The sequence below is a fragment of the Roseomonas rosulenta genome, assembly GCF_016106005.1.
In the GTDB taxonomy this organism is placed as follows: Bacteria; Pseudomonadota; Alphaproteobacteria; order Acetobacterales; family Acetobacteraceae; genus Neoroseomonas; species Neoroseomonas rosulenta.
This window is the reverse complement of record NZ_JACADR010000335.1, coordinates 1-4,234: the sequence shown is the minus strand read 5'-3', so window position 1 is coordinate 4,234 and position 4,234 is coordinate 1. Positions and strand designations below refer to the sequence as shown.

At 69.7% G+C, this 4,234-nt stretch carries 3 protein-coding genes and 1 pseudogene; 1 reads left to right on the top strand and 3 read right to left on the bottom strand.

Annotated features, from left to right (window positions below):
- The coding region (locus HW578_RS23560) for a polysaccharide deacetylase family protein (RefSeq protein WP_232479236.1) at nucleotides 1-942 on the top strand (942 nt) is incomplete at its 5' end.
- Nucleotides 943-984: 42 nt separating this feature from the next.
- Here the strand turns inward: HW578_RS23560 and HW578_RS23555 are convergent.
- The 3 genes and pseudogenes from HW578_RS23555 to HW578_RS23545 form a co-directional block, all read right to left on the bottom strand.
- Nucleotides 985-1,560, bottom strand: a complete 576-nt coding sequence (locus tag HW578_RS23555) for a GNAT family N-acetyltransferase (protein ID WP_198373145.1) — start codon at nucleotides 1,558-1,560, stop codon at nucleotides 985-987.
- Nucleotides 1,561-1,631: 71 nt separating this feature from the next.
- The gene (gene rpoD, locus HW578_RS23550) at nucleotides 1,632-3,557 is read right to left on the bottom strand and encodes an RNA polymerase sigma factor RpoD (protein WP_198373144.1); all 1,926 of its coding nucleotides are present in this window, start codon (nucleotides 3,555-3,557) and stop codon (nucleotides 1,632-1,634) included.
- Between the two features lie 72 nt (nucleotides 3,558-3,629).
- Nucleotides 3,630-4,234 (bottom strand): annotated as a pseudogene (locus tag HW578_RS23545) (DNA primase); the annotation flags it as partial.

Sequence of the window (4,234 nt, the reverse complement as noted above, 5' to 3'; positions counted from 1 at the left end):
GCACCAGGGCCCCGACGGCGGCGGCCCGGTCGCCGTCATCGCGCGCCGGGCGTCGTGACCATGCAGCCGCGCGACCGCCTGCGCTACGCCGCGCCCGCCGACCGCCCGCGCCACGCGGGCCCGAACGGTGCGCGCCTGATCGTCTGGCCCGTGGTGAATGTCGAGACCTGGTTGATCGAGAACCCCATGCCGCGCCAGGTGCTGAGCCCGCCCACCGGCGCCGCCCTGCAGCCCGACGTGCCGAACTGGGCCTGGCACGAATACGGCATGCGCGTGGGCTTCTGGCGCTTTCATGCGCTGTTCGAACGCCTCGGTATCCGCCCCACGCTGTCGGTGAACGGCAGCGTCATCACGCATTACCCGCGCGTCGCCGCCGCCGCACGCGATGCCGGCTGGGACTTCATGGGCCATGGCTGGTTCCAGGTGCCAACCCACCGCATCGAGAACCAACGCGGCATGATCGCGCAGACCACCCAGGCCATCGCGGAGTTCACCGGAAAGCCCTGCACCGGATGGCTCGGCCCGGGGCTGACCGAGACGCCGGAAACCCCGGACCTGCTGGCCGAGCACGGCATCACCTGGACCGGCGATTTCGTGGTGGATGACCTGCCCGCGCGCATCGCCACGACCCATGGCGAGATACTGGCCCTGCCCTATTCCGTCGAGCTGAACGACATCCCGGTGGTGATGATCCAGCACCATGACGAGACGGAACTGCCGCGCCGCGCGCGCCTCTCGGCCGCGCGCCTGCTGGCGGAGGCCGAGGCATCCTCCGGCGTGAAGATCATGTGCATCGCGATCCACCCCTACATTACGGGCGTGCCGCACCGCATCGCCGCGCTCGAGGCGCTCTATGCCGAGCTCGCGGCCGATCCGCGCGTCGCCTTCCTGCAGGGCACCGCGATCGCTGACTGGTACCGCGCGAGCGGCGACCCGGCGTAGCGCGGGCAACGGTCAGGATGGCGGCGCCGCCCGCAGCCGCCCTCAGCCCTGGCCGAGATGCGCCGGCACCTTCAGCCCAAGCCGCCGCGGCACCGGCCAGACCTCCCGCACGGTGCGCAGCCGCTGGAACCCGGCCGCGACATAGGCCGGTAGGGCGCGCGGATGGTCCGCCGTGCAGGTGTTCACCGTGACCGCCGGCTTGCCCGCCGCCCAGGCGGTGTCGATCGCATGGCGCAGGAAGGCGCGCCCGAGGCCGCTGCCGATCGCCCAGGGCATCAGGCCGAAGTAGGCCAGGTTCACGACATGCGGGGACCGGCGGTCCAGCTCGTAGAACCCCGCCGGCTCGCCGTCCCTCACCAGCACATGCACCGAGATCGCGGGCATCGAGAGCAGCGCCGCCAGGTCGGCATCCGAGGCGGTGCGCCGCATCCACCACAGCCAGGGCTCCCCCACCGTGTCGTAGAGGTAGCGGTAGAAGGGCACCGAACAGCGGGTCGCGTGGTCGATGCGCATGCCCGGCGGGAGGGGGCGCGGCGGATCGGCGGGCGGGGCGTCCATGCGCAGGAAGGTGACGTCGACCGTCACCTCCTGGATGCCATCTGCGTGGGTTGCCGCCATGACCGTCCCCTTCCCTCCCGCCGCGCGAGTCTCGCGGGCAGGCGCGGCCCGGGTCAAGCCGCGCGCGCGGATCAGTTGTCGAGGAAGGACCGCAGCTTCCGCGAGCGGCTCGGGTGCTTCAGCTTGCGCAGCGCCTTGGCCTCGATCTGGCGGATGCGTTCGCGCGTGACGTTGAACTGCTGGCCCACTTCCTCGAGCGTGTGGTCGGTGTTCATGCCGATGCCGAAGCGCATGCGCAGCACGCGTTCCTCGCGCGGGGTCAGGCTCGCCAGAACGCGGGTGGTCGCCTCGCGCAGGTTGGACTGGATCGCGGCGTCGAGGGGGATGATCGCGTTCTTGTCCTCGATGAAGTCGCCGAGGTGGCTGTCCTCCTCGTCGCCAATCGGCGTCTCGAGGCTGATCGGCTCCTTGGCGATCTTGAGCACCTTGCGGACCTTCTCGAGTGGCATGCCGAGCTTCTCGGCCAGTTCCTCGGGCTGCGGCTCGCGGCCGATCTCGTGCAGCATCTGCCGGCTGGTGCGCACCAGCTTGTTGATCGTCTCGATCATGTGGACCGGGATGCGGATGGTGCGCGCCTGGTCGGCGATGGAGCGCGTGATCGCCTGGCGGATCCACCACGTCGCGTAGGTGCTGAACTTGTAGCCGCGGCGGTATTCGAACTTATCGACGGCCTTCATCAGGCCGATATTGCCCTCCTGGATTAGGTCCAGGAACTGCAGGCCGCGATTGGTGTATTTCTTGGCGATGGAGATCACGAGGCGGAGGTTGGCCTCGATCATCTCCTTCTTGGCCTGGGTCATGTCGCGCTCGCCACGGCTGACCGTGGCATAGACGCGCTTGAACTCGGCCACCGGCATGCCGGTGGTATTGGCCACTTCCGCGATGCGGGTGCGGATCGCCTCGACCTCGGTGGTGGACTTCGCGACGAAGGCCTTCCAGCCCTTGCCCGGCAGGGCGCCCACGCGCTCCAGCCAGGCCGGGTCCAGCTCGCTGCCGCGCCAATGCTGCAGGAAGTCCTCGCGCTTGACCTTCTGCGCCTCGGCCAGGCGCAGCACCTGTCCTTCGAGGACGGTCAGCTTGCGGTTGAGGCCCTTGAGCTGGTCAACCAGCTCCTCGATGCGGTTGTTGTGGAGATGGACCTTCTCGACCAGCGCGATGAGCTCGCGGCGCTGCTTCTCGTATGTCTTCTCGCCGCGCCCGGCCAGTTCCTCGCCGGAGGTATAGGCCTCCATGCGCTTGTTCGAGAGCTTGGCCAGCTTGCCGTACAGGCTTTCGATCTGCTCGAAATTCGCCAGCACCTCGGGCTTCAGCTTTTCCTCGAGGGCCGAGAGCGACAGGCCCATGCCCTCGCCTTCCTCGCCTTCCTCGAATTCCTCCTCTGCCGCCGGGGCGGGGGCGCCGTCAGGGGTGCCGGCGGATTGCGTGGCCTCGAGGTCGATCACGTCGCGCAGCAGCATGCGCGGCGGGGAGGCCTTCACCGCCTCGTGCCAGCGCAGGATGGCCTGGAAGGTCAGCGGGCTCTCGCAGAGCCCGCCGATCATCATGTCGCGCCCGGCCTCGATGCGCTTGGCGATGGCGATCTCGCCCTCGCGGCTCAGCAGTTCGACCGAGCCCATCTCGCGCAGGTACATGCGCACCGGGTCGTCGGTGCGGCCGAGGGATTCCTCGTCGACGTTGCCGCCGGATTCCTCCTCCTCCTCGCCATCGGCCTTGGCGGCGGGCTTGGCGGGGGCGGCCTCGCCGTCCTCGGTCTCCTCGGACTCGACGACGTTCACGCCGGCCTCGCTTAGCGTAGCGAGCGTGTCCTCGATCGTTTCGGAGGAGACCTGCTCGGGCGGCAGGGCGGCGTTCATCTCGTCATAGGTAACGTAGCCGCGCTCCTTGCCACGGGCGATCAGCTTCTTCACGGCCGCCGACTGGGTGTCGAGCAGCAGCCCCTCGACCTGCTCGTCCCGCGTCTCGGTCGTCTCGGTCCCTGCCGCCGCCTTGCTCGCCATGCGCTTTCCGCTCCGTCCAACGCCTTCGGGCACCCGATGGAGACCGGATGCCCGAGGAAAAAAGCCTCTACCCTATGCGGCGTCGCCCGCCGTGCCCGCCGCCTCGTCCCCGCGGCGGACCGCCTCGAGCTGTTCGGACAGCCGCTTGAGGCGCAATTCGGCGACCGGATCATTGGTTTCGATCAAGGCCGTCAGCGCTTCCTGCTGCTGTTCCCGCAACCCCGCCTCTCCGCCAAGCCGGGCAAAGAAATGCCAGAAGCCTTCCTCGACCTCCCCGGGCAGGGCCTCAGGCCGTGCCGCGGCGGGGAGCCCGGCGGGCGCGAGAGCCCAGGCCGCAGCATTCTCTTCACCGGTCTGAGCGAGGTGGGCGATCAACCCCTCGGAGTCAACCCGTTCGGCCCCAGTATGCCATGCGAGAATCGCGGCCCGAAGCTGCATCGCGGGGCCATCGGGCAGGTCGAGCAGGCCGAGACCCTCCTCAACCTGCGGCAGCAGCCAGGGATGGCGGAGCACGATGGCGAGCAGCATCCGGGCGCGCTCGGCCTGCACCGGGGCGGGCGAGATGGCCGGGCGGGCGGCCCGGCGCGGCACCGGGCGACCGCCCCGGGCGGGGCGCGAGGCGGCGAAGAAGCGATCGAGCAGGACCCGGCGGTATTCGGCGGCCAGCGCCTTGTCGG

Coding starts and splice junctions, on each gene's coding strand:
- rpoD (WP_198373144.1), bottom strand. CDS start 3,557: ATGGCGAGCAAGGCGGCGGCAGGGACCGAGACGACCGAGACGCGGGAC.
- HW578_RS23555 (WP_198373145.1), bottom strand. CDS start 1,560: ATGGCGGCAACCCACGCAGATGGCATCCAGGAGGTGACGGTCGACGTC.